At 62.9% G+C, this 24278-nt stretch carries 19 protein-coding genes; 5 read left to right on the top strand and 14 right to left on the bottom strand.

Features of this window, described 5'->3' with window-relative positions; translation table 11 throughout:
* Nucleotides 1–233: 233 nt before the first annotated feature.
* The 10 genes from AC57B1_RS27480 to AC57B1_RS27525 all read right to left on the bottom strand — a co-directional run bounded on the left by AC57B1_RS27480 (nt 234) and on the right by AC57B1_RS27525 (nt 10543).
* Complete coding sequence (locus AC57B1_RS27480; protein WP_496419241.1) at nt 234–632, bottom strand: hypothetical protein; 399 nt, start codon at nt 630–632, stop codon at nt 234–236.
* A 207-nt stretch (nt 633–839) separates the two neighbouring features.
* On the bottom strand, nt 840–1037 hold the full coding sequence (locus AC57B1_RS27485; protein WP_496419242.1) for a hypothetical protein: 198 nt from the start codon (nt 1035–1037) through the stop codon (nt 840–842).
* Between the two features lie 91 nt (nt 1038–1128).
* The gene (locus AC57B1_RS27490) at nt 1129–1383 is read right to left on the bottom strand and encodes a hypothetical protein (protein WP_496419243.1); all 255 of its coding nucleotides are present in this window, start codon (nt 1381–1383) and stop codon (nt 1129–1131) included.
* A 41-nt stretch (nt 1384–1424) separates the two neighbouring features.
* On the bottom strand, nt 1425–1652 hold the full coding sequence (locus AC57B1_RS27495) for a hypothetical protein (RefSeq protein WP_496419244.1): 228 nt from the start codon (nt 1650–1652) through the stop codon (nt 1425–1427).
* 837 nt (nt 1653–2489) lie between these two features.
* A complete protein-coding gene (locus tag AC57B1_RS27500; RefSeq protein ID WP_408342512.1) occupies nt 2490–2867 on the bottom strand; it encodes a hypothetical protein in 378 nt (125 codons plus the stop codon).
* A gap of 101 nt (nt 2868–2968) precedes the next feature.
* Entirely contained in the window at nt 2969–4507 is a 1539-nt protein-coding gene (locus AC57B1_RS27505) for a methyl-accepting chemotaxis protein (protein WP_408342514.1), read from the bottom strand.
* A gap of 198 nt (nt 4508–4705) precedes the next feature.
* Complete coding sequence (locus tag AC57B1_RS27510; protein ID WP_408342516.1) at nt 4706–5638, bottom strand: hypothetical protein; 933 nt, start codon at nt 5636–5638, stop codon at nt 4706–4708.
* A 135-nt stretch (nt 5639–5773) separates the two neighbouring features.
* On the bottom strand, nt 5774–7369 hold the full coding sequence (locus tag AC57B1_RS27515; RefSeq protein WP_496419245.1) for a methyl-accepting chemotaxis protein: 1596 nt from the start codon (nt 7367–7369) through the stop codon (nt 5774–5776).
* Nucleotides 7370–7788: 419 nt separating this feature from the next.
* Nucleotides 7789–9249: an NADP-dependent succinate-semialdehyde dehydrogenase gene (gene gabD / locus AC57B1_RS27520; protein WP_408342520.1), complete on the bottom strand. Its 1461-nt coding sequence runs from the start codon at nt 9247–9249 to the stop codon at nt 7789–7791.
* A gap of 10 nt (nt 9250–9259) precedes the next feature.
* Entirely contained in the window at nt 9260–10543 is a 1284-nt protein-coding gene (locus tag AC57B1_RS27525; RefSeq protein ID WP_408182875.1) for a 4-aminobutyrate--2-oxoglutarate transaminase, read from the bottom strand.
* 123 nt (nt 10544–10666) lie between these two features.
* Between AC57B1_RS27525 and pdxR the strand changes: the two genes are divergently transcribed.
* Nucleotides 10667–12172 (top strand): MocR-like pyridoxine biosynthesis transcription factor PdxR, encoded by a 1506-nt coding sequence (pdxR, locus tag AC57B1_RS27530; protein ID WP_496419246.1) that lies wholly within the window; start codon nt 10667–10669, stop codon nt 12170–12172.
* A 9-nt stretch (nt 12173–12181) separates the two neighbouring features.
* On the opposite strand, the gene AC57B1_RS27535 is transcribed toward pdxR, so the two are convergent.
* The 4 genes from AC57B1_RS27535 to phnC all read right to left on the bottom strand — a co-directional run bounded on the left by AC57B1_RS27535 (nt 12182) and on the right by phnC (nt 16086).
* Nucleotides 12182–13018 (bottom strand): EamA family transporter, encoded by an 837-nt coding sequence (locus tag AC57B1_RS27535; protein ID WP_408182871.1) that lies wholly within the window; start codon nt 13016–13018, stop codon nt 12182–12184.
* Nucleotides 13019–13322: 304 nt separating this feature from the next.
* Entirely contained in the window at nt 13323–14165 is an 843-nt protein-coding gene (gene phnE / locus AC57B1_RS27540; protein ID WP_091807260.1) for a phosphonate ABC transporter, permease protein PhnE, read from the bottom strand.
* Nucleotides 14162–15139: a phosphonate ABC transporter substrate-binding protein gene (gene phnD, locus AC57B1_RS27545; protein ID WP_408342524.1), complete on the bottom strand. Its 978-nt coding sequence runs from the start codon at nt 15137–15139 to the stop codon at nt 14162–14164. The genes phnE and phnD overlap by 4 nt, the downstream gene beginning before the upstream one ends.
* Before the next feature lie 41 nt (nt 15140–15180).
* A complete protein-coding gene (phnC, locus tag AC57B1_RS27550; RefSeq protein WP_496419247.1) occupies nt 15181–16086 on the bottom strand; it encodes a phosphonate ABC transporter ATP-binding protein in 906 nt (301 codons plus the stop codon).
* 291 nt (nt 16087–16377) lie between these two features.
* Here phnC and AC57B1_RS27555 point away from each other — a divergent pair, with 291 nt between their 5' ends.
* From AC57B1_RS27555 to AC57B1_RS27570, 4 genes are all read left to right on the top strand, one after another.
* Entirely contained in the window at nt 16378–17412 is a 1035-nt protein-coding gene (locus AC57B1_RS27555) for a M14 family zinc carboxypeptidase (RefSeq protein WP_408295809.1), read from the top strand.
* On the top strand, nt 17409–18209 hold the full coding sequence (locus AC57B1_RS27560; protein WP_496419248.1) for an alpha/beta fold hydrolase: 801 nt from the start codon (nt 17409–17411) through the stop codon (nt 18207–18209). The genes AC57B1_RS27555 and AC57B1_RS27560 overlap by 4 nt, the downstream gene beginning before the upstream one ends.
* Before the next feature lie 156 nt (nt 18210–18365).
* Nucleotides 18366–23207 (top strand): NAD-glutamate dehydrogenase, encoded by a 4842-nt coding sequence (locus AC57B1_RS27565; RefSeq protein ID WP_496419249.1) that lies wholly within the window; start codon nt 18366–18368, stop codon nt 23205–23207.
* Nucleotides 23208–23363: 156 nt separating this feature from the next.
* Complete coding sequence (locus tag AC57B1_RS27570) at nt 23364–24269, top strand: cation diffusion facilitator family transporter (RefSeq protein ID WP_408342534.1); 906 nt, start codon at nt 23364–23366, stop codon at nt 24267–24269.
* The last annotated feature ends 9 nt before the right edge of the window (nt 24270–24278 follow it).

Consider the following 24278-nt stretch of genomic DNA (forward strand, 5'->3'; position numbering starts at 1 on the left):
GCCAGGAGGTTGGCAGTTGGCGACATTGAATGGCTGGCGAATTCGTCATTGCGGTGCATATATCAGCCAAAAATTGAATGTGCGCAAGCCATATCCGGAGAAAAGCGGGACCGGGTGCATGGTGCCTTTGCTGAAATCGTGTGTTCAAATGAATGGGCCTCGTATTTGAGGTGGCGCTGCGTTTGTGTGGCGATTGTGTGGCCGTTTGTATGCGCGGGAAGAATGGCATGTCGTCACATATGCCTAAGAAAATCCGGCCCACGAGGCAAACGCGGCAGGTCACGCTCGGACAGAATCTTGTCGGTAACTGCCAGAACATTGCAGGCCGAACCGGAATTGATAGAGTTGCGTCGGTCGCCGGCATATGCGTTCTGATCTGAGGATCGACCCGGCAGCGTCGAGGGCATGCTTGGAAAGGTTGGCTCACAGACTTTTAGGCAAACGATTGCGCAAGAGCCTAAATAAGCGCCCGCGTAGCCGTTCATCCGTTCATGCACAAAGAAGACATCAAAACCATCGTTGACGCCGCCAGCGAAACCGCCGATTCGATCGTCGGCGCGCGGCACTGGAAAACGGCCGAGGAAGCGCGCGCGATGCACGATGCGATCTTCTGGGACATGATCGTCAAACAATTGCCCAACGTGAGCGTTACCGATCTCCTTTCGAGGTTGAATTAACCCGGTTGCGCGCCGGCGTCACTGCGTCACGGCTTCCCAATGGGTGCACTCGTTGCGCAGTGCGTCTGTGTTGGCGCATCCGGTTTGAATCGCCATCTGGCGAAGCGGCAATGCAGCGGCCGCTCACACGACTGCCATGCGATCCATCGTGACCCGACACGGCTAACTGTCATTGAGTCCAATCACCGAGAAGATCTTGACGACCGCGCCTTGCCTAGGGCGATAACCTCCTTGTTGCTGGGTAAATACCTGCACGGCGCGCATCATCTCTTCTCCAGAGAGCTTGCGATAGGCGCAAATGTTGTACGTGATGCCGAGCCTCGGGTCTTTGACAAAATTATCGACGCTGGGTAGCTGCATGGTTTCCTCGAATGCGATGCGGGACGGACTGTTTCGAACCACGGCATAGGTAGCCGACTCGTCCGTGAGAGCAAGGGCGCAAAGGTCGCCGTCAGGACGCGGCCGAAGGTTCTCTTAGATCCTGAATGACCATCGATGCGGAGAGAAACACGTCTTCGATCGCCGCCGCGTATTCACCCGCCGAGTCGCGACTATGCTCCTCCATCGGATGAAACGTCGCGCTGCGCCGGATCGCACGACGCACCCGTTCGAGTTCGCCGATGGTCGGCGATGTTTTCGCCAGCAGCGCCGCAATCAGCGTCTGGTATGCGAGAAGTTGCATCCGCATCTGTTGAATATCTTCCATGAGTGTCTCTATTCAAAAAGGTAGTGCGGGCAACCGGCCTTTCAGGCGACGGTATGGGACAGACTTAGAATGACGGTCAACGAGCCCGCCTTGTCGTAGTGGAAAAGCCGTGACTTGACCTTGAGAATGCCGTCGAATCCCATTTCGTCGACCTTCATCGTGACGTTGTCGCCTACGAGAGGAAGTTGCTGGGCTGCGCGTGAGCCCGTCGTGCGGTAGGTGCCGAATCCGCCCTTGTACTCGTACACGAACGTCACTCTTTCATCCATGTCGACCCCGGTAGTGAAGGACACGAGTTCTGGTCGATGGAAGTCTCGCACAACTAAGGGTGATTTCGCTTGGCGCCGCAAGGGCGCTTCGGAAGAGGCTGGGATCGCATGGAGGCATCGTCGATGAGATATTCAAATGCGCCGAAAAGCCTTACGTGGAAAGACAAAGAAGCGAACGGCGGTTGCGTGTGAGGCACTCGATTGGCGCGCCATGACAAGCCGCTCTGGTTAGAAGCCGGCAATGACGTGGCGGATGCGACCATGCTTTTGTCAATATCGCCCAGCAACTACTTCCCGAGATCGATGGTCGATCATATGGCGCTCACAGAGCACTGCCTTCGAAGCGCGCGGGCGCTCTGCGGCTATTCATGAAGCTTTGCCACGAAGACTAATTCGGACGAAAAAGAGCCTGCCGCCCGGGGGAGCGGCAGGCTAAAAATTCGAGGGGTGGGGTTCGCCTGAGACAGACCCCCTCGAAAGACCGGGATTGAGTTTAGTCTTTCGAAACAGGCTGCGGACGCAGGCGGCGGATTGCATCAAGTTTTTGACAGGACTGGACGTGAAGTCGGGTCCGTCGAGGCAGGATGAGCCTGAATCTTCGAGGCTGAAGAAGAATGCACGAGTGTCGGCCATCTATCACGAAAGCTGACGGTACGGCTATACGTAGGAGGACGTCGAGTCGGAATGCCAATGAAGCGTGCAGAGGAATGTAACGGACAGCACGTGGGGCGCATTCTCGAACGGGTATACATTGACCAACCGCGTCTGTGGGCTTGCACAGGGCTCGAGGGTAACGCGTATCGTAAATGCGTTACCCTGTCGGGTATCGGCGGTCGCTTACGCGCTGGTATTGATCACCGAGCCGGCCGCGCCGCCCTGTGTCGCGCCGGCGCCAGCAGCGCCATGCACTGGCGAAGACGAAGAACTGGCCAATGCGCTCACCGTACTGCCTGCGGCAGGTACATGAAGGTGATGCACGCTTTTTCCAGAGCCGCTCTGCGATGTTGTTGCCGACTTCAGATGCGCCGCAAAACTCGACTGGCTGGATTCACCTGTGCTGCTTTTGCCTGTTAGCATCGACAGCCCGGAACTGATGGCGCTGCGTACGCCGCCGAGCAGGGTGGATGCTGCACCGAGTGGAATCATATTCACATCCATCAGAATGGGGTAATCGAAATACCTGCGCTTGCGGACTATACCTTGTTTTCTTTCCACATGGAGGCGGGCCCTTACTCCATGGAGACGCTTCGCGAAACGGCGCACCGGGTGCGTGGATTGCGGCAAATGCCGCGTTCGCCGGGAACCGCTCCAACGTGCTACTGAATACGGAACGTGCCGACCATCGTCTGCAACCGCGCGGCCTGCTCATCGAGCGATGCCGCGGCCGCTGCCGCCTGTTCGACCAGTGCCGCGTTTTGCTGCGTCACCTCGTCCATCTGCGACACCGCACGATTCACCTGCTCGATACCGGTGCTCTGCTCGATCGACGCAGCGGCGATTTCGCCCATGATGTCGCTCACGCGCCGGATCGACTCTACGATCTCGCTCATCCGTTCGCCCGCGACCGCCACCTGATCCGTGCCGTCGTCAACGCGCGCCACGGACGAATGGATCAGCTCCTTGATATCCTTCGCGGCCGCCGCGCTGCGTTGCGCGAGCGTGCGCACTTCGCCCGCGACCACCGCAAAACCGCGCCCTTCCTCGCCGGCCCGTGCCGCTTCCACCGCTGCATTGAGCGCGAGAATGTTGGTCTGGAACGCGATGCCTTCGATGACCGTGATAATCTGGCCGATTTTGCGCGATTCGTCGGCGATGCTCTGCATCGTGCCGATCACCTCATCGACCGCATTGCCGCCGCGCTGGGTGGCATCCGTCGCGAGCACCGCCAACTGGCTCGCCTGCCGCGCGTTGTCGGCATTCTGCTTCACGGTCGCCGTCAACTGCTCCATGCTCGCCGCCGTCTCCTGCAACGAAGCAGCCTGCTCTTCGGTACGTTGCGACAGATCGGTGTTGCCTTGCGCGATTTCACCCGAGCCGGTCGCAATCGAATCGCTCGAATGCTGAATGCCCTTCACCAGTTCACACAACTGCAGCCGCATCTGGCTCAACGCGTACAGCAAACTCGAGCGGTCGCCCGACTCCAGCTTGATCGCGGCGGCCAGATTGCCCGACGCGATTTGCGCCGCAAACGCCGCGGCATCGGCCGGTTCGCCGCCTAATTCACGCTTCACGCTACGCGTCATGACCCACGCCATGCTGCCAACCGCGGCAAAGATCGCAAGCGAAATCACGATCAGCATTTTCGCGAGTTTCCAGTACGCCGCGCTAATGTCGTCATAGAAGAACCCCGTGCCGATCCACCATTGCCATGCCGGAATGGCGACCACGCCTTGCAGCTTGCCGACGAGCGGAGCGTCCTGAGAGCGCTTGATCAGCACGTCCACCAGCGCAATGTGATTCTTTGCAAGTCCCTGCTGATACGCCTGCGTATCGGTGAGGTCGCCAGATGTGGTCTTGTTGCCGCCGGTTTTGGTGCCGACGAGACTCGGGTTCGGGTGGACCAGATTGACGCTGTCGGTATTCGTCACCCAGTAGTAGCTCTGGCTGTTCGCGTTCAACTGACTGAGCGCCGTCTTGGCGGCAGCCTGCGCGTCGTCGCGGCTCATCTTGCCGCTCGCTTCGAGCGACTGGTAGTACAGCACGAGGTGTTCCGCTTTGGTCAGCAGCGTTTCAATCTGCGCCTGACGGCTCTCGATCAGGGCATGGTCGAGTTGCGACAGGGCGATCGCAGCGATGCTGACGACACCTGCCAAGGCGGTGCCGACAATCAAAATCAGTTTGGTCGAAATTTTCATAGGGATGTAGCCGGCCGCGGGCATGCAAAATTAACCGTATGGTACATATAACGACCGACGGCCCTTGAACCTTTAGCTTTTTTTGGGGGCGGGCAGGCATGACGTCCCTTTCCCCGCGCACGTCGCAACCTGCGGCCGCGATTGGCGGAGCCGACCGGGGCGTCCCTCAGTGCGGGCGGCAGCGACCTGCCGCGCGACCTACTGCGCGGTCTGCTGACGTTGATACTCGTTGTGCTTCATTTGCAGATAGTCGGCGCGGCTGACCTCGTGCAATTGCCGCGGATACTGCTCGGTCGCATCGAACCAGTCGGTGAGGCGTTTGTCGAGACGGGCGTTAGGCGGGCTGGAAAGCGCACCGAGATAGGCGTCGATGGCGAGGTAATAGCGCATGGTATTGCGCTCGACCAGACCGCGCACGCCGCCGATAAATTGCGACTTGCCCGTCGACGGATCGGGCGCGGAAGAAAAGCCAACCTTGTCGCTGCCGAGCGTCGCCAGATAGGTTTTCATCGCAATCCGTCCCGCCGTGCCGTAACCGTAGGCGTAGGTCAGATGGATAAAGGTGCGGTTATCGCCCACGGGTATCGCCTCCATCACGATACGGTAGTCTTTCGTGCTCAGCGGTCCCGTGGCGGCGGAGAGTTCCACGCGAAGATAGTCCGGGCTGCTCGCGACCGGATGATAGTCGAATTGCACGCGGTACGACGAGGAAAGCGATTCCTCGGTTTTCTTGCCGATGTTCACCGCGAGGACCGCACCACTCCCGCTCGTCGATGCGTGGCAGTATTTGGTGTTCAGGTGCAGGATCAGCACGTCGCACCAGTTGGCCGGCCCCTGAGTCGGGTCGTTGAGCGTAGCGTTGACCGTCGCGAACGGATAGTCGAGCACACCGTAAATATCGCCCTTGAGTGCCGAGGGCAACTCCTGCGATTCGAGGTACAGCGGTCGCTGGAACGGGTTGTGAGCCAGTTGCTGCGTCAGGCTCCGGTATTTGTCACCCAGGCTCGCCGCATTGTCGGCGGCTTGCGCGAAGGCGCTCTGGGTAAGGCAGCTGAACACCGCCAGCAGCGCGGCTATCAGCCACTGTCGCGCGCTCCGGTTGCCGGCTGGGGATTTGACAAGCCTACCCATGAACATGCTCCTTCTCCTCGCTCAGGTTGCAGGGCGCCGTGCATGGATCGGATCGTGGCGCGCCGGTTGCCTCCGCATTCTTGCAGCCGGCGGCGTGGTTTGTACATCCGTAATCGCGGCTGTCTCGCAACCGGATTAGAAGGATAGTACCGGTGCGCCGCCGCTCGTGCCGGCTTCGGCGTCCACATGGAAGGCGCCGGCCGCGCGTTGCAGGCTCGTTGCCTGCTCCTTCAGCGACTGCGCCGCGGCTGCCGCCTGCTCGACGAGTGCCGCGTTCTGCTGCGTCATGCTGTCCATCTGCGTGACCGCGAGGTTCACCTGGTCGATGCCGGCGCTCTGCTCGGCGGCCGCCGCCGCGATCTCCTGCACGACGCCGGTCACGCGCATGATCGCGTCGCGCGCCTGGTCGATCGTCGAACCGGTGTTTTCGACCAGGGTCGCGCCGCTGCCGACGCTGTCCACCGCACGACTGATCAACTGGCGGATTTCCTTTGCCGCGGTCGCGCTGCGCTGCGCGAGGCTGCGCACCTCACCCGCGACGACAGCGAAACCACGGCCCTGTTCGCCCGCGCGCGCCGCTTCGACCGCCGCATTCAATGCGAGGATGTTGGTCTGGAACGCAATGCCTTCGATCGTCGCGATGATCTCGACCATGCGGCCCGATTCGGTCGAGATGGCTTTCATTGCCGAGACGGCTTGCCCGATCATGTCGCCGCCGCGGTTGGCGATATCCGCCGCGCTGGCCGCAAGCCCGCTCGCGGTACGCGCATGGTCGGCAGTCTGACGGACTATCGCTGCCATCTGCTCCATGCTCGACGCCGTTTCCTGCAACGAGGCCGCCTGGTTCTCGGTGCGCGACGACAGATCCGCATTGCCGTTCGCGATCTCGTTCGCGCCGCACGCGACGTTGTCCGAGGCGTGCTTGATCTGCCGGACGGTGCCCGTCAGCGCATCGCGCATTCGCTGCATGACGTGCAGCAGGCTCGACGTGTCGCCGTCGCGTGTGTGGATCGCCACCGTGAGGTCGCCTGATGCGATCGCATCCGCCACGTTCGCAGCGTAGGCCGGTTCGCCGCCGACCGTGCGCACGATGCTGCGGTTCGTGAGCGCGACGAGTGTCACGAGCACCACCGACACCGCCACGAAGATCGCGCCGATCAGCCACAGCGATTGCATGAACGCAGCGTCGATGTCGTCGACATAGGCGCCGGTCGCGATGATCCAGTCCCACGGCGCATAGCGCACCACGTAGCCGATCTTGCCGACCGCCTGCGCGGCCGCCGCGCCAGGATGCGGGAACACATAGTCGACGAAGCCACCTTCCGGCGCCTGCGCGACCGACGCGAACGTCACGTAATGGTGACGGCCGTCGGCATCGGCGCTGTTCGCGAGATCCTTGCCTTCGAGCGCCGGCTTGATCGGATGCATCACCATCCGCGGCGTCGAGTTGATGACGAGAAAGTAGCCGTCTTCGCCATAGCGGATGCCGCGCAGGCGTTCGAGTGCCTGCTTGCGGGCGTCCGCCTCCGACAGCGCGCCGCTTTGCGCCAGCGCCCCGTATTCCGCCACGATGCTGAGCCCGACGTGCGCGACGTTGGTGAGGTCGTGCTTACGTTCCTCGATGCGCGTCTCGCGCGACTGCCACGCTGCCGACACCGAAACGGCCAGCAGGGCGCCGAGGCTGATGATCAGCGGCAGCCACAGTTTTTGCGTAAAACTGAGCTTGTGCATCGTGAGTCCTCTCGAAAACGAATGGAAATCGCGCACGGTTGCCGGGCGAAGCGGCGCGTGACTGGGCCCGCCGCGTGGTGCCGGTGGACTGGCCTGCGCCCGGGGCGTTCCTTTTCGAGTTATCGGCGGATGTCAGCGGAAGTTTCGTCCTGTGAAACCCTTGGTTGTGGGCGGTTTCCCAGGTGCGTGGCAAGTGGCACGCGGTGCCTGCGCGCACGCCATGCGAGCGTTTTCGTGCAGCCCGGCAGGCTGGCAGGGGGCGTGAGCATCGCTGGCCGGACGGCAGCGCTGAATAGAGAGGGGAGTTCGCGCGCGAACCGAGTCGCGCGCGGGGTGTATTTCACGAAGGCTATGCGCAACAGGATTCTGTCGGCGTAGCTTTCGGCGTCAGTCCAATATTCGAGCCTGGGCGGTAAGGCTCAGATCCCACCGACACACATATACTTGATGACCACGTAATCGTCGATGCCGTAATGCGACCCTTCGCGGCCCAGGCCCGATTGCTTGACGCCGCCGAACGGCGCGACCTCGTTCGAGATCAGGCCCGTGTTGATGCCGACCATGCCGTATTCGAGCGCTTCGGCGACACGCCAGACGCGGCCGATATCGCGGCTATAGAAATACGACGCGAGGCCGAACTCGGTATCGTTGGCAAGGCCGATCACTTCCTCGTCCGACGAGAAGCGGAACAGCGGCGCGAGCGGCCCGAAGGTTTCGTCGCGCGCGACCTTCATGGCCGGCGTGACATCCGCGAGCACCGTCGGCTCGAAGAAGCCGTGGCCGAGCGCATGACGCTTGCCACCGGTCAAGATACGCGCGCCTTTGGCGAGCGCGTCTTCGATATGCGACTCGACCTTGAGCACGGCCGCTTCATTGATCAGCGGACCTTGCGTGACGCCGTCTTCGGTGCCGCGGCCCACCTTCAGCTGTTCGACGGCGACGCGCAGTTTCTCGGCGAACGCGTCGTAGACCTTGTCGTGCACATAGAAACGGTTCGTGCACACGCAGGTCTGGCCGCTATTGCGATACTTCGACGCAATCGCGCCGGCCACCGCGGCATCCAGATCCGCGTCGTCGAATACGATGAACGGCGCGTTGCCGCCGAGCTCGAGCGACACCTTCTTGACCGTCGGCGCGCACTGCGCCATGAGCAGACGGCCGACCGGCGTCGAGCCGGTGAACGACAGCTTGCGCACGATCGGATTGCCCGTCATTTCCGCGCCAATGGCTTTCGGCTCGCCGGTCACGACGTTGAACACACCGCGCGGCACGCCGGCGCGCTCGGCCAGCACGGCGAGCGCGAGCGCGGAGAGCGGCGTGGCTTCAGCCGGTTTGACGATGATCGGGCAGCCCGCCGCGAGCGCCGGACCGACCTTGCGGGTAATCATCGCGGCCGGGAAGTTCCACGGCGTGATAGCCGCGCAAACGCCGATCGGTTCTTTCGTCACGACGATGCGCTTGTCATTCGCCGGTGTCGGGATCGTGTCGCCGTTCACGCGCTTGCCTTCTTCCGCGAACCATTCCAGGAACGAAGCGGCGTACTGGATTTCGCCCTTGGCTTCGGCGAGCGGCTTGCCTTGTTCCGTGGTGAGGATCGTCGCCAGATCGTCGGCGTTCTCGATCATCAGGTCATGCCATTTGCGCAGGATCACCGCGCGCTGCTTCGCGGTCGTGGCGCGCCATGCGGGCCACGCGGCGTTGGCCGTATCGATCGCGCGGCGGGTTTCCGCCGTGCCCATGCGCGGCACCGTCGCAATGACTTCGCCCGTGGCGGGGTTCTTCACTTCGAAGGTCGCGCCGTCGTCCGCGCCTTGCCATTCGCCTGCGATGTAGGCGTGCGTTTTCAGCAGCGACGGGTCTTTCAGGGTCAACGTGGTCATGTGTCGATCCTCAAGCCGCGATCGCGACGCTGTCTTTGATCACGTCGCCGAGAATTGCCATGGCTTCGTCGAAAACCGCGTCCTGAATCGTGAGCGGGAACAGGAAACGCACCACGTTCGAATAGACGCCGCACACCAGCAGCAGCAAGCCGCGTTCGAGCGCGCGAGTCTGCACGCGCTTGGTGAACTCCGCATCCGGCTCCGTGCTGCCTGCCTTGCAGAACTCGACGGCAACCATGCCGCCGGGGCCGCGCACGTCCGCGATCTGGGGCACTTCGCTTTGCAGCGCGATCAGCTTGGCCTTGACGCGGTCACCCAGCACCGTGGCGCGCTCGCACAGCTTCTCTTCGTCGATGATATCGAGCACCGCATGCGCGGCGGCAACGGCCAAAGGATTGCCCGCATACGTGCCGCCGAGCCCGCCAGGCGCGGCAGCATCCATCACGTCCGCGCGGCCGATCACGCCCGACAGCGGCATGCCGCCCGCGAGGCTCTTGGCGACCGTCATCAGATCGGGCACCACGTCGTAGTGATGCATGGCGAACAGCTTGCCGGTGCGTGCGAAACCGGTTTGGACTTCGTCGGCGATCAGCAGAATGCCGTGCTCATTGCACAGCTTGCGCAAGGCGCGCACAAATTCGGCCGGCGCCGGATAGAAACCGCCTTCGCCCTGAACCGGTTCGAAAATGATCGCGGCCACGCGCTTCGGATCGATGTCGGCCTTGAACAGGAATTCGATGGCCTTCAGCGAGTCGGCCGTGGTCACGCCGTGCAGCGGATTCGGGAACGGGGCGTGGAACACGTCCGACGGGAACGGGCCAAAGCCGATCTTGTACGGCGCGACCTTGCCCGTCAGCGCCATGCCCATCAACGTGCGGCCGTGGAAACCGCCGGTGAAGGCGATCACGCCCGGGCGGCCGGTCGCGGCGCGGGCGATCTTGATCGCGTTTTCGACAGCTTCGGCGCCGGTCGTGAAGAATGCAGTTTTCTTCGGATGGTCGCCCGGCGCGCGCTCGTTGAGTTTTTCGGCCAGTTCGACATACGACGCGTACGGCACGATCTGATACGCCGTGTGGGTGAAATGATCGAGCTGATCGCGAATCGCGGCGACGATCTTCGGATGACGGTGGCCCGTGTTGCACACGGCGATACCGGCCGCGAAGTCGATGAAACGGCGGCCCTCGACGTCCCACAATTCCGCGTTTTCAGCGCGCTCGGCGTAGAAATCGCACATCACTCCGACGCCGCGCGGTGTGGCAGCGTCTTTGCGGCTTTTCAGTTCGGCATTCTTCATGGTCATCTCCTTCGCTCCTCGGTTTTGCGGACGCCGCGCGCTCAGCGCAGCACATGCAGCGACTATAATGAGATTTGGCTCTTAACTTCAGAGCCATTTCAATAAAATTATAGGAGCCAATCCATGCGTGCGAGCGTTTTGTCCGACTGGCTGGCCCAGCGCCTCGACCGCGGCAATGGCCAGCCGATCTATCGTCAACTGCATCGGCTGTTGCAGCAGGCGATCCTGTCGCGCGAACTGCCGCCGGGCAGCAAGGTGCCGTCGTCGCGTTTGCTGGCGCAGGAGTTGGGCATCGGGCGCAATACCGTCACGCAGGTGTACGAGCAACTCGTGCTCGAAGGCTATGTGAGTTCGGCGACCGGGCGTGGCACGTTCGTTGCCGACAGCGCCCCGGACGAGATCGTCGGCGTGCCCGATGCCGTGGCGCCCGACGTGCGGCCGGAGCCGCTGCCGCTGCAGGCGAGGCGAGCGCTTTCCACGCGTGGTGCGCGGCTGGTGGCGGGCGCGGGCGTGTCCAAGCGTCAGTGGGGCGCGTTCATGCCTGGCGTGCCGGACGTCACGAAATTTCCCGCGCGGGTGTGGAGCCGCTTGCACAACAAATATTGGCGCCGGCTGCGGCCGGACCTGCTCACGTACGCGCCGGGCGGCGGGCTGGCGTCGCTGCGGCACGCGCTGGCCGACTATCTGCGCACCTCGCGCTCGGTGCGCTGTACGCCGGAGCAGATCATCATCACGACCGGGATTCACCAGTCGGTCGACCTCGCCGTGCGCCTGTTGTCCGATCCGGGCGACGTGATCTGGACCGAGGATCCCTGTTATTGGGGCGTGCGTAGCGTGCTCCACGTGTCCGGCCTGCAATCGCGGCCGATCGCCGTCGACGAGGAAGGCATCAATCCTTCCGCCGACGACCTCGCGCAGCCGCCGAAGCTGATGCTCGTCACGCCTTCGCATCAATACCCGCTCGGCATGGTGATGAGTCTCGCGCGGCGCCGCATGCTGCTCGAATATGCGCGGCAGAACCAGTGCTGGATCATCGAGGACGATTACGACAGCGAGTTCCGCTATGGCAGCCGGCCGCTGGCATCGTTGCAAGGGTTGGATACGTCGGGGCAGGTGATCTACGTGGGCAGCTTCGGCAAGACGCTGTTTCCGGGTTTGCGCATTGGCTACCTCGTCGTGCCGGAGGCGCTGGCGGAGAGCTTTGCCACCGCGAGCGCCGAGTTGTATCGCGAGGGGCAGCTGTTGCAGCAGGCGATGCTCGCGGAGTTCATTGCCGAAGGGCATTTCACGTCGCATATCCGCAAGATGCGCACGCTCTACGGACAGCGCCGCCAGACGCTGCTCGATGCCGCCGCGCAGCGTTACGGCGACGCGTTGCCGGCCGTGGGCGGCGACGCCGGCCTGCATCTGGTGATGCAGTTGCCCGACGGCAGCGACGACCGGCGGGTGGCCGCCGCGGCGCTGGAGCGCAATATCGTCGTGCGGCCTTTGTCGGGATACTACGCGCAGCCGTCGCTGGCGCCGTCGGGTTTGCTGATCGGCTACGCGTGCGTGCCGGATGAGGAGATCGCGCCGGCGTTCAATACGCTGGCCGATGCGATCGATGCGACGTTGCCGGAGTTTGCGTGAGGGAAGAACTCAAACCCTGATCAGCACCGCCCCCAACGTCACCAGCGCGCACGCAACGATACGCCGCGTGGTCAGCTTCTCGCGCATGAACAGCCAGCCGATCAGCACCGCGAAGATCGAGCTCATCTCGCGCAGCGCGGAGACCATCGCGATCGGCAGATAGCGGTAAGCCTCGATGATCAGGCAGTAAGCGCTCAACGCGAGCACGCCCGACGCCATGCCCTTGAACACCACGGCGCGGCCGATGAAAAGCCCTTTCGCGCCGCCGCGCCAATGCCAGGCGAGCAGAAACTGCGGGATATTCCAGATCAGATAGACCCACATGATGTAGCTCAGGCCGTTGCCCGCCACGCGCGCGCCGATTCCGTCGACCACCGAATACGCCGAGATGAACAGGCCAGTCAGGAGCGCGAAGGGCACGCTCTCGCCGGAAAAGCGCATGCCGCGCCGAAACGCCAGCGAGACGATGCCGATCGACACCAGCGCGACGCCGATCGCGGCCAACGGCTTGAGCGCCTCATGGGCGAAGACCAGTGCGCCGACGAACACGAGCATCGGCGAAAGGCCGCGCGCAATCGGATAGATCTGCCCGAAGTCGCCGCTTTTATAGGCGCGAATCAGCGCCAGCAGATAACCGAATTCCAGCACGACCGATGCAAAGATGTACGGCCACGCCTGTGGCGCGGGCATGGGCAGTACGACCACGCCGACCGCGCTCACGGCGATATACGGAATCGCCATCATGCCGAGCAGCCAGACGCGATCTTCCGAAAGATGCAGGAACGCATTCCACGTGGCGTGAAGCAGCGCGGAGAGCAGCACCAGCAAAACGACAAAGGTTTCCATCGAAGACCGGGAAGAGGGGAAGCGAAGGCCCGGGTGCGGGCCGCAAGCCCGTGATTATTCCAGCAGAACGCCGGGATAGAGGAGTGGACGACTCGATTGGAGGGGTTTTATTTGGGGAAATGCGGCGATTTGTGGCGTCAAAGAGACGCCGCCCGGACGGGCTGGCAGCGCCGTACGCAGGTTGAACTGCAAACTGAAACGCGGCGCGACGCCGGGCAAGAAGTCGACGAAGCGCTGCTTCGTCGGACCCTCCCACCGAGCCGTCACGCCGTCACGCCGGCAACCTCATGAGACTTCTGCCACCTCAGGTCACGCGTTCACGCAGCCACGCGGACGCGAGGTCAATCACCGTCACGACCACGATCACCATGATCATCACCGCGGCGGTTTGCGCATAGTTGAACGAGCGGATCGCCTCGTACAACACCACGCCGATGCCGCCCGCGCCGACCATGCCGACCACCATCGCCGAGCGCACGTTCGATTCGAAGCGATATAACGCGTACGAGATCCACAACGGCAGCACTTGCGGCAACACGCCGTAGATGATTTCGTCGAGGCCGGTTGCTCCGGTCGCGCGCACGCCTTCGGCGGGGCGCGGATCGATGGCCTCGACGGCTTCGGCGAACAGCTTGGCGAGCACGCCCGTAGTGTGCACCCACAGCGCCAGCACGCCGGCAAATGGCCCGAGTCCGACCGCCACGATGAACAGCATGGCGAAGACCATTTCATTGATCGCGCGGCACGCGTCCATCATGCGGCGCATGGGCTGCACGACCCACATCGGCGCGATATTGTGGGCGGACATCAGTCCGCACGGCACCGCGCACACGAGCGAGAGGGCGGTGCCCCACACCGCCACCGAGAGCGTCACATACATCTCGTGCAGATAGCTGCGCCATTCGGTGAAGTCGGGCGGAAAGAAGTCTTTGGCGAACTGGCCCATGTTGCCGGAGTCGCTCAGCAGATCCAGCGGGCGCATATCGGCGCCGTGCCATGCGCCGCCCAACACTGCGAGCACGGCGATCCAGCCGAGCAGCGACAGCCAGCTGCGTTTGCCCGCAACCGGCGCGGGATGACTCGCCGCCTGCGCGGCGAGCGTTTCGCTCGCACGCGCCGGCGACGTGATCAGATCGACCGTGTTCATTGCTTCGATTGCGCGCTGTTCAGCGCGCTCAGCTTTGCGTCGAGCGCGGCCAACTGGGTCTTGCGATCGTCATCGGAGAGATGCGCGTCGCTCTCGATCTTCTGCTTCTGCTGGAACAACGCGACCTGGCGGATCGGCACCAACTGCGCATCCGAGGACGCCGCGAAGCCGCCGTAACCGGTAATCGCCGCCATCACCGCTTTTTCGTGCGGATCGGTCTTCGCATAGTTCAGGAAGAAGTTGCGCAGCTTGTCCTTGGTGGCTTGCGGCAGATCCTTGCGCCATACCAGCGGGTCCGACGGAATCAGCGGCGATTTCCACAGCACACGCACCTGCGCGAACTTGTCCGGATGCTCTTTCTTCAACGTGTCGAGCATCTCGGTGTTGTTGGTCGCGATGTCGATCTTGTTGTTCACCACGGCCAGCAGATTGGCTTCGTGGCTCGACGGCAGCACGGTCTTGAATGAAGTGTTGACCGGCGTATTGTGTTTGGCGAACAGGTAATAGCCGGGAATCAGCGTGCCCGAGGTGGAGTTCGGATCGCCGAAGCCGAGCGTGACGTCCTTCGTATTCTTGAACACGTCGTCGAGTGTTTTGAAGCGGCTATTCACGTTGGTGATCAGCACCGAGTAGTAACCTGCGTCACCGTTCGCATACTGGATCTTCGCGAATACTTCGCCTTGCGAACGGTCCACCGCCTCGATCGCCGACGCATTGCCGAAATAGCCGACCTGTACCTTGTTAAAGCGCATGCCTTCGATAATGCCGGCGTAGTCCGTTGCAAAGAACGCTTTGATGTTCAGGCCGGTTTGCTTGTTCATGTCCTGAATCAGCGGCTCCCAGCGTTGTTTCAGCACAGAGGACGAATCGGTCGAAATGATACCGAGGTTGATGTCCTCGGCGTGCGCGGTGGCGGCACCGGCGAAAGCAGCCGCGCCGACGGCCAGCGTGATCAACGAACGCAGGAATTTCATTGTTTGAGACCCGGTTGAGTTAGCAGAGTGGATGGACGCGCTCAGTTCGAGTGCGCCGGATTGAGAGCGAATGCATAGCGGCCCGAAGCGGGCGCGGCGTCCTGAAGCGGTGTGCTGCCGGCGGCGTGGTTAGCCTCGCTATCGTCCGCGCCGGGGGCGGATTCATCGAGCAGTTCGCTGGCGGCCTCGCCGTAAAGCGTCTTGAGCAAGGTTGGCGTGAGCGCGGCGGAAGGGCCGTCGTAGACCACCTTGCCGCGGCGCAGCGCAACCGTGCGCGGGCAATACTGCATCGCGATATCGACCTGATGCAGCGACACCAGCACCGTGAGTCGATGCTCGATGTTCAGCGTGCGCAGCATCTCCATCACGCGGCGCGACGACTCGGGGTCGAGCGATGCGATGGGTTCATCGGCGAGCACGATGCGCGCGCGTTGCACCAAGGCACGGGCGAGCGCCGCGCGCTGCTGCTGGCCGCCGGAGAGATTGACGGCGCGTTCGCGCGCATGTTCGCCAATGCCGACTTCGTTGAGCGCGGCCATCGACAACGCCCGCTCGGCGCGCGGAAAACGCCCGCTGAGTCGGCGCCACAATGGCAGCCGCGCAAGTGCGCCGATCAGCACGTTGCTTTCCACGGTGAGCCGGTTCACCAGATTGAATTGCTGGAACACGAAGCCGATATCGCGGCGAATGCTGCGCACTTCACGCACAATGCGCCCATTCTGCTGAATCGGCCGGCCCAGAATAGCGATCTGCGACGGCTGCGCATCCGAAGCCGTGAAGCCCGCGATGTGACGCAGCAGCGTCGATTTGCCCGAGCCCGAGGCGCCGATCAACGCAACCATCTCGCCCGGTTCGACGCGCAGATCGATCTCGTCCAGCGCCTTGCGGCCATTGCTGAACGTCTTGCTCAACCGTTCGATACGGATTGCTTCCCGAATTGCGTCCATAAGTACCCCTTGATGCATCCGGCCGCTGCCGGCATGTGTGGGGCTCATTCTAGGAAGCGTCTGTGACGGTTGAGTGAAGGCATCGCAACGTCTAGACGACTATATCTTCTCGTGTCTTTTTTGCGTCGCCAGAAAGGCAGAACGATGTCATTCGTTCGAGTGAAAAATGTCATGCGTGTGACACGATTCAGTTGTGTTGGCGACGCTTCAGCATGATCGCGCTGCACCAGGCTATATTGCGTCAATCGGTGTGCCGTCCCCAATAACCTTGCAATCCCTTTCGACGTCCTCATGCAGCCCCTGAGCTTCCTTCCCGACAGTTTTGCGGAGTACGAAGATCTCAGGGCGATCCTCGAGCAGGGCAGCGCGAGCTTCGCGATCCGCACAGTCTGCGAAACAACGGTGCGCGGCCGGCAATTTGCCATCCAGACCGCGAGCATTGGGTCCACCGACCCGCAGGCTCCGGCCATCGGCTTTTTCGGCGGCATTCACGGGCTCGAGCGGATCGGCTCGCAACTCGTGCTCGACTACATGCGCGCGCTGCTGGCGCGGCTCGAATGGGACGAACTGCTGGTGCGGCAATTGCAGTCGATTCGTCTGATCTTTATGCCGATCGTCAATCCGGGCGGCATGTGGGCGGCCACGCGTGCGAATCCGAACGGCGTCGATCTGATGCGCAACGCGCCACAGAATGCGGACGAACGCGTGCCGCTGCTGGCGGGCGGCCAGCGCGTGGGCGCGTGGCTGCCGTGGTATCGCGGCCGCATGGGTGCGCCGATGGAACCCGAGGCGGCCGCGCTGCTGCAGGTGGTGGAAACCGAGTTGGCCGCGCGGCCGTTGAGCATTGCGCTCGATTGCCACTCGGGCTACGGCTGGAGCGACAGCATCTGGTTTCCGTACGCACGCACGCGCAAGCTGATGCCGCATTTGCCGGAAATGTACGTGTTGAAAACCATGTTCGAACGCGCGCATCCCCATCATGGCTACGCGTTCGAACCGCAAAGCCATCAATATCTGCTGCACGGCGATCTGTGGGACTTCGCCTACGATCGCGCGCCCGCTCCCAATGTCTTCCTGCCGATGACGCTCGAATTGGGCTCGTGGCTCTGGATCAAGAAAAACCCGCGTCAATTGTTTTCGCGTCAGGGCATGTTCAATCCGGTCAAGGCACATCGAACCGCGCGTGTGCTGCGGCGTCATGCGAACCTGCTCGACTTTCTGGCGCGTGCGGCGTTTTCGTCGCAACGCTGGCTGCCGCAAGGCCCTCGTCGCGAGCAATTGCTGCAAAGCGCGATCGACCATTGGTATCAACCGGAAAGCCTATGAGCACGTGGATTCTGCTGCGCGGACTCACGCGCGAAATCCGCCACTGGGGCCGCTTGCCCGGCTTGCTGCAGGGCGCCGTCAATGAGGTGCCCTGGCAAACGGGCGCGCCTGGCCGGCTGCTGCTGCTCGATCTGCCGGGCAACGGCGAATTCGCGCATTTGCGCGCGCCGTCGACGGTCGCCGAGATGGTCGGCTTCGTGCGAAATGCTGCTTTGCAAAGCGGCTTGCCGGGCCCGTATTGCGTGCTGGCGATGTCGCTCGGCGGCATGGTGGCGACGGACTGGGCGCAGCGGCATCCCTACGAAATCGAACGGTTGGTGCTGATCAATACGAGCATGCGGCCGTTCAGCCAGATGCAGGAGCGCTTGCGTCCTTCTGCGTGGCCGGGCCTGCTGGGCGTGGCCGCGCGCTGGCGCGACGCGCCGCGAGCGGAACACGGCATTCATCGCCTGACGTGCAATAACGTGGAGACGCTGGGCGACGATCTCGACACGTGGAGCCGGATTCGCCGCAGCGCGCCCGTGAGCCGTGGCAATGCGTTGCGGCAACTTTGGGCCGCGGCACGTTTTACCGCGGGCACGGCGCGGCCGGAATGCCCTGTGCTGATACTGTCTTCGCGGGCCGACAAACTGGTCGACCCGGTATGCTCGGCGAAGCTCGCGGCAGCATGGGGCGCTTTGCACTGCGAGCACCCGTGGGCCGGGCACGATCTGCCGCACGACGACCCCGTGTGGACTGGCGAGCAGGTCCGCGCATGGCTCGGCGAAGAGCATGCGGTGCCCAAAGCCGTGCTCTGAGCGGGGCGATCCTACGTTGCGGCGCGGCGAACGTCAGCGGGTATAACCTAAGTGCGGTCATCCTTCGCATCATGGTCGGCAGGTGCATAATTCCCCTTCAGACGATGCATGCGAATCAAGCGATACTCGCCATTGCCTCCAGCCGGGGAGTTGATCATGCAAGCAAAGAACGAAGAAGCTGTCACGCACTTGCTGAACGATGTCGTCGAATTTGCGCGAGGGCGCCTGCCCGAACCCACCTTCAAGGTCGTCGAGCCTTTTCTGCGGCACTACTACGATTTCGTCGACGCCGACGACCTGCAAAGCCGTTCGATCGCCGATCTCTACGGCGCGGCGCTTGCGCACTGGCAAACGGCGCAGCGTTTCGTACCCGGCGCCGAGCGCTTGCGCGTCTATAACCCGATTCTCGAACAGCATGGCTGGCACTCCGATCACACGGTGATCGAGATCGTCAATGACGACATGCCGTTTCTGGTCGATTCGGTGTCGATGGCGGTCAACCGGCATGGCCTCGCGCTGCATTCCGTCGTGCATCCGGTGTTTCGCATCTGGCGTGCGCCCGACGGCAGCATCGCGCGGGTGAGCCAGGGCGCCGAAGAAGCCACTGACACGCGTTCGCAGTTGACCTCATTCATTCACTTCGAAGTGGACCGTTGCGGCGATGCCGCAAAACTCGACGCGTTGCGCGACGACATCGCGAGGGTATTGCGCGACGTGCGGGCGGCGGTGGAGGACTGGCCGAAAATCGTCGAACTCGCGCGTAGCACGATCAAAGGCATGAAAGCCGGTGAGGCGGGCCCGGAAGGTCTGGAAGCGCGCGCGTTTCTCGAATGGATGGTGGCCGATCATTTCACCTTTCTCGGCCAGCGCGATTACGAACTGGTGCAGCACGATATCGGCTACGGTCTGCGCGCGGTGCCGGGCTCGGGCCTGGGCATTCTGCGCGACGCGCTACGGCCCGTCGCCACCGCCGAAGTCACGCCTTTGCCGCCGGCTGCGGTCGAAATCATTTCCGCTACGTCGCCGATCTTTCTCACGAAGGCCAATTCGCGGGCCACTGTGCACCGGCCGGGCTATCTGGACTATGTCGGCATCAAGCTGACCGATGCCAACGGCAAGGTGACCGGCGAGCGGCGTTTCATCGGTCTCTATACGTCCACCGCGTATTTCGTGTCGGCCTCGGAGATTCCGATCGTGCGGCGCAAATGCGCGAATATCGTGCGGCGTGCCGGCTTTCTGGCAAAAGGTCATCTCGCGAAATCGCTCCTCACGGTGCTCGAAACCTATCCACGCGACGAACTTTTTCAGGCCGAAGAAGATCAGCTCTACGACATCGCGTTGGGTGTGCTGCGCTTGCAGGAGCATCAGCGCACGCGTCTGTTCGTGCGACGAGACCGTTTCGACCGCTTCGTGTCGTGCCTTGTGTTCGTGCCGCGCGACAAGTACAACACCGATCTGCGCCAGCGAATTGCCAATCTGCTGGCCGACGCGTTCAACGGCGAGAGCGTCGAGTTTACGCCGCTGCTTTCGGAGTCGACGCTCGCGCGCATTCACTTCGTCGTGCATGCGAAGCCAGGCGGTATGCCCAATGTCGATACGCGCGAGCTGGAAGCGCGGCTCGTGCAGGTCGCGCGCCGCTGGCAGGACGATCTCGCCGATGCGTTGCTCGACGCTTTCGGCGAAGAGCAGGGCAACCGCTTGCTGCAACACTACGGCGATTCGTTTCCAGCCGGCTATCGCGACGATTATCCGGCCCGCACGGCGGTGCGCGATATCGAGTTGATCGAACGCGTGCAAGGCAGCGAGCGGCTCGCCATGAACCTGTACCGCCCAATCGAATCGGGTCCGCGTGCATTCCGCTTCAAGGTGTATCGCGCGGGTCTGCCGATCGCCCTGTCACGCAGTTTGCCGATGCTCGAACACCTCGGCGTACGCGTGGATGAAGAGCGCCCCTATCTGATCGAGGCATTGGGCGCGACGCCGGCGTGGATTCACGACTTCGGCCTCGAACTCGCCGACGACGCGGAATTCGATATCGAACGTGTCAAGGATCTCTTTGAAGAAGCGTTCGAGCAGGTATGGACCGGAGCGATCGAGAGCGACGACTTCAATCGCCTCGTCTTGCGGGCCCAACTGAATGCGCGCGAGGTAACGATACTGCGTGCCTACGCCAAATATCTGCGGCAAGTGGGATCGACCTTCAGCGATGCCTATATCGAACGCGCGGTGACTGGCAATCCGGCCATTGCGCGGATGCTGGTCGAGTTGTTCGTGGCCCGCTTCGACCCGGTGTTGGGCGAAACGCGCGAGGCGCGCGTCGACGGCTGGCTGCACACGATCGACAGCGCGCTCGATCAGGTGCCGAATCTCGACGAAGACCGGATACTGCGGCAGTTTCTCGGCGTGATCAAAGCGACACAGCGCACGAACTACTATCGCTTCGACGCGGAAGGTCATCCAAAACCGTATCTGTCCTTCAAGTTCAACCCTGCGCTCGTGCCCGGCTTGCCCGAACCGAAACCGATGTTCGAAATCTGGGTCTACTCGCCACGCGTGGAAGGCGTGCATTTGCGCGGCGGACGCGTGGCGCGCGGTGGTTTGCGCTGGTCGGACCGGCGCGAGGACTTTCGCACGGAAGTGCTCGGCCTGATGAAGGCGCAGATGGTGAAGAACGTGGTGATCGTGCCGGTGGGTTCCAAAGGCGGCTTCGTGGTGAAGAATCCGCCGCCGCAGACTGAACGCGACGCGTGGATGCGCGAAGGCATCGCGTGCTATCAGACCTTCCTGCGCGGCCTGCTCGATCTGACCGACAACCTCGCGGGCACGGCCGTGGTGCCGCCGCCCGACGTGGTGCGTCACGATCCCGACGATCCCTATCTGGTGGTCGCCGCCGACAAAGGCACGGCCACGTTCTCCGACTACGCGAACGCGATCTCGCAGGAATATGGTTTCTGGCTCGACGACGCGTTCGCATCGGGCGGCTCGGTCGGTTACGACCACAAGAAAATGGCCATCACGGCGCGCGGCGCATGGGAGTCGGTCAAGCGGCACTTCCGCGAAATGAGCGTGGATACCCAGACCATGGACTTCACGGTGGTGGGCGTCGGCGACATGTCGGGCGACGTGTTCGGCAACGGCATGCTGCTGTCGCCGCATATCAAGCTGGTGGCCGCGTTTGATCATCGGCATATCTTTCTCGATCCGAGTCCCGATCCGGCGGTCAGTCTTGCCGAACGGGGGCGATTGTTCATCCTCGATCGTTCGAGTTGGGCCGACTACGATCCTGCGTTGATCTCGGCGGGTGGCGGCGTGTTTCCGCGCAGCGCCAAGACGATTCCGCTCTCGCCGGCCGTGCAGTCGGTGCTCGGCATCAGCGCGCCGGCGCTCGCGCCCGCTGAATTGATGCGCGCGATTCTGCAGGCGCCGGTCGATCTGCTGTACAACGGCGGTATCGGCACCTATGTGAAAGCGAGCCGCGAAACGCATCTGCAGGTCGGCGACCGCGCCAACGACGCGATCCGCGTCAACGGTGCCGACTTGCGTTGCAAGGTCGTGGCCGAAGGCGGGAATCTCGGTCTGACGCAACTCGGGCGCATCGAGTTCGCGCAGCGTGGCGGCCGTATCAATACCGATGCGATCGACAATTCCGCGGGCGTCGACTGCTCGGATCACGAGGTCAACATCAAGATTCTGCTTGGACTGGTCGTGACCGACGGCGAGATGACGGAGAAGCAGCGCAACGCGCTGCTCGCTGAAATGACCGACGAGGTCGGCCTGCTCGTATTGCAGGACAACTACTACCAGACGCAGGCGCTGTCGATCGCCGGCCGTTACGGCGTCGAATTGCTCGATGCGGAAGCGCGCCTGATGCGCTACCTCGAACGGACCGGGCGTCTGAATCGCGTCATCGAGTTTCTGCCGACCGATGAGGAAGTCGCCGAGCGGCAGGCCGCGAAACAGGGGCTCACCACGCCGGAGCGCGCGGTGCTGCTCGCGTACAGCAAGATGTGGCTGTACGACGCGTTGCTCGACTCGTCGATGCCGGAAGACCCGCTCGTCGCCGACATGCTGGTGGAGTATTTCCCGAAGCCGCTGCGGCAGCGCTTTAGCGTGCCGATGCAACGCCACCCGCTGCGCCGAGAAATTCTCGCGACGCATTTGACCAATGCCCTGGTGAATCGGGTGGGCTGCGAATTCGTGCACCGGCTGATGGAAGAAACCGACGCCCAGCCGGGTGACATCGTGCGAGCCTGCATCATGGCGCGCGACGTGTTCGATCTCGACCACGTCTGGCGCAGTATCGACGCGCTCGACAACCGCGTTGCCGACGACGTTCAGGCGCGCATGTTCGTCGAAGTCGCGCGCCTGGTGGAGCGTTCCGCGCTGTGGTTCCTGCGGCAATTGCAGTCGGGCGCGGTCAACGCAGGCGACGTGGCCGGCCTGCTCGCGCGCTGCCGCGACGCAGCGCAACGCCTCGCGCCGCAATGGCCGGCGCTGTTGCCGGGCGCCGACCTCGAAGCGCTCTCGGAACGACAGCGCGTGTTCGTGGATGCCGGCGTGGATAGCGAACTGGCGGTGCGGATCGCGAGCGGCGAAATCTCCGCCGCGTTGCTCGACATCGCCGAAGTCGCGTCGACCTGCGGGCGCAGCCTCGAACTGGTGGCGGGCGTGTATTTCGCGCTCGGCACGCTGCTCAATTCCAGCTGGATCAGTGAGCGCGCGGCTGCTTTGCCGGTGCCCACGCACTGGGACATGCTGGCGCGCGCCACGGCGCTGGCCGAACTTGCGCGTCTCAAACGCGCGTTGACCACGAGCGCACTGGCCGGCGCCGACGAGGCATCCACACCGGACGCGCTCGTCGAAGCATGGCGTGAGAAGCGCATCGCGCAACTGGAGCGCTACGCACGACTGCTGGCGGATCTGCGGGCCACGGGCGGCGCGAGTCTCTCGATGCTGCTGGTGATCGTGCGCGAAATGGCGGCGCTCGAACGAGTCTGACGCGGCATTCGGCGCGCCAAAGGCGGCGTTCTCGAGTACAGGCAGGGGCACGGTGCAAATCGCACCGGGGTTGGACGCATGGCGCCCGGCATGGCCATAATACGGGCTGTTGCCAACCGAAAGCTCTTTGCAAACTCACGGACGCCCGCCACGACGATGAAAGAAGAATCGCCGAAAGCCATTTTCTATGCGCTCGCCGCCAACCTCGGCATCGCCATCTGTAAGTTCGCTGCTGCCACATTCACCGGTTCCGGCTCGATGTTCGCCGAGGCCATTCACTCGACCGCCGACTGCGGCAATCAACTGCTGCTGCTATTCGGACTGCGCGAAGCGCGTAAGCCGGCGAGCCCGTTGCATCCCATGGGCAGCGGGCGCGAGATCAACTTCTATTCGCTGCTGGTCGCGCTGCTGTTGTTCTTTGTCGGCGGCGCGTTCTCGGTCTATGAGGGCGTGCATCGTCTGTTCGTGCACGAGCCTCTGCAGTATGCGTATGTGGCGCTGGTAGTGCTCGGCGTGTCCGTGGTCCTCGAGGCGCTTTCCCTGTGGGGCGCGGTGAAGGAAATCCGCAAGACGCATCCCGACAAGAACATGTGGCGCTGGTTTCGCGAGACGCGCGAGTCCGAACTGCTCGTGGTGGCGGGCGAGGACATCGCCGCGCTCGCGGGCCTGGCGATGGCCTTCGTTGCCGTGCTGCTTACGCTCGTGACCGGCAATCCGGTCTATGACGCGCTGGGCTCTATCGGCGTCGGCCTGCTGCTGATGTTGATCGCATGGCTGGTGGCGCGCGAAGTAAAGTCGATGATCGTTGGCGAATCGGCGAGCCCCGAGGTGCGGCACGCGATCGAGGCACATCTGCGCGGGCGCACCGAGATTCGCAGCATCATCAATATGATCACGCTGCAATGGGGCCGGCACGTCGTGGTGGCCGTGCAGGCGGAAATGATCGACTACGCAAGCGGGCGCGCGATGATCGATGCGATCAACGTAATCGAAGAGGACTTGCAGACCACGTTTCCACAAGTCCGCTGGGTGTTTTTTGAACCGGACGTGCCGCGCGTTTGAGCGGCACGC

The sequence above is a fragment of the Paraburkholderia sp. BGA-UO-ETr-F21 genome (assembly GCF_059567925.1).

Bases quoted from the DNA above. Each gene is read 5' to 3' on its own strand.
- AC57B1_RS27485 (WP_496419242.1), bottom strand. From the start codon at position 1,037: ATGCAGCTACCCAGCGTCGATAATTTTGTCAAAGACCCGAGGCTCGGC.
- AC57B1_RS27490 (WP_496419243.1), bottom strand. From the start codon at position 1,383: ATGGAAGATATTCAACAGATGCGGATGCAACTTCTCGCATACCAGACG.
- AC57B1_RS27495 (WP_496419244.1), bottom strand. From the start codon at position 1,652: ATGGATGAAAGAGTGACGTTCGTGTACGAGTACAAGGGCGGATTCGGC.
- AC57B1_RS27505 (WP_408342514.1), bottom strand. From the start codon at position 4,507: ATGAAAATTTCGACCAAACTGATTTTGATTGTCGGCACCGCCTTGGCA.
- AC57B1_RS27510 (WP_408342516.1), bottom strand. From the start codon at position 5,638: ATGGGTAGGCTTGTCAAATCCCCAGCCGGCAACCGGAGCGCGCGACAG.
- AC57B1_RS27515 (WP_496419245.1), bottom strand. From the start codon at position 7,369: ATGCACAAGCTCAGTTTTACGCAAAAACTGTGGCTGCCGCTGATCATC.
- gabD (WP_408342520.1), bottom strand. From the start codon at position 9,249: ATGACCACGTTGACCCTGAAAGACCCGTCGCTGCTGAAAACGCACGCC.
- AC57B1_RS27525 (WP_408182875.1), bottom strand. From the start codon at position 10,543: ATGAAGAATGCCGAACTGAAAAGCCGCAAAGACGCTGCCACACCGCGC.
- pdxR (WP_496419246.1), top strand. From the start codon at position 10,667: ATGCGTGCGAGCGTTTTGTCCGACTGGCTGGCCCAGCGCCTCGACCGC.
- AC57B1_RS27535 (WP_408182871.1), bottom strand. From the start codon at position 13,018: ATGGAAACCTTTGTCGTTTTGCTGGTGCTGCTCTCCGCGCTGCTTCAC.
- phnE (WP_091807260.1), bottom strand. From the start codon at position 14,165: ATGAACACGGTCGATCTGATCACGTCGCCGGCGCGTGCGAGCGAAACG.
- phnD (WP_408342524.1), bottom strand. From the start codon at position 15,139: ATGAAATTCCTGCGTTCGTTGATCACGCTGGCCGTCGGCGCGGCTGCT.
- phnC (WP_496419247.1), bottom strand. From the start codon at position 16,086: ATGGACGCAATTCGGGAAGCAATCCGTATCGAACGGTTGAGCAAGACG.
- AC57B1_RS27555 (WP_408295809.1), top strand. From the start codon at position 16,378: ATGCAGCCCCTGAGCTTCCTTCCCGACAGTTTTGCGGAGTACGAAGAT.
- AC57B1_RS27560 (WP_496419248.1), top strand. From the start codon at position 17,409: ATGAGCACGTGGATTCTGCTGCGCGGACTCACGCGCGAAATCCGCCAC.
- AC57B1_RS27565 (WP_496419249.1), top strand. From the start codon at position 18,366: ATGCAAGCAAAGAACGAAGAAGCTGTCACGCACTTGCTGAACGATGTC.
- AC57B1_RS27570 (WP_408342534.1), top strand. From the start codon at position 23,364: ATGAAAGAAGAATCGCCGAAAGCCATTTTCTATGCGCTCGCCGCCAAC.